Genomic DNA, 903 nt, shown 5'->3' on the forward strand with positions numbered 1-903 from the left:
AACAGTTTCCGCTTCACTGCGGCTTATTCCGTTAATGCCCGCGTTTATTTTAGCGGCTTTAGAAAAATCTTCGCATAGGGCAAGCCGTTTTTTAAGTTCTTCAGCGAGGATATCAAGTATTTTTTGCCGGCTTAAGTTTTTAAACCATGTTTCCACCGCCTGGGACAGAAGGGCTTCGATTTTTTCTATTTTTACGCGGTGTTTGTCTATGGGAAGCCTCGCCATGATTTTTGAAGCCGAAATTTCCCTCTGTTCTTCGTATTTTTTGTCAAGTTCGTCTATGTTTGTTAAGGTTTTCTTTTCCCATTCGGCGGTTTGCGCCGTTACCGTTTCATCTGCGGTTTTCAGGATACGCACGGCTTTTTTTCTTGCGTCCTCAAGTATTTCGCGATCAAGTATTTCTGTCGATTGCAGTTCTTCCATAAAATAAACCAAATTACACCCAAAAAACCTTCCAAAATTTAAGAGCCGACTATGCCCAGTTTTTTCTCTCTCTTCTCTATGCGCTCAATTACGATTTTGGAAAGCTTCTTAAAATGCTGGGGAAGCAGTTCCTCGTCGGGGGTATTGTAGTATTCCAGCACGTCATTTAACTCGCCTTTTGCCTGTTGGAATTTATTTTGCTTGTAATGAATAAAGGCGATTTCATATTCGGCCGTGATGACAAGATCGATATTGCTTGGATTCCGCTCTTTCAGCGCCTGATAATACTGGAGGGCGAGCTTGTAACGGTTTTTGTCGGTCGCTTCCTGGGCGCGTTGTATTATTTCGGCGGGGGTGATGTCATCGCTGATATCCGCCGTAGAAGCGCAGGCGGATACACATAAAACAAAGGCAGATATAGCCAATATATGTAATTTTTTAGCCGACAAAATCATAACCTCAGTATATCTATAACCAGTA

The 903-nt window shown here is 42.5% G+C and carries 2 protein-coding genes; both read right to left on the reverse strand.

Annotated elements, in window-relative coordinates; all coding sequences use genetic code 11:
- Positions 1 to 435, reverse strand: a 435-nt coding sequence (locus ACYVTD_RS13865) for an ATPase (RefSeq protein WP_461248314.1), incomplete at its 3' end; no start/stop codon positions are given.
- A 26-nt stretch (positions 436 to 461) separates the two neighbouring features.
- Positions 462 to 903 (reverse strand): outer membrane protein assembly factor BamD (locus tag ACYVTD_RS13870; protein WP_461248315.1); only part of this gene is annotated, 442 nt, incomplete at its 5' end.

The organism is Treponema sp. R6D11, assembly GCF_054786075.1.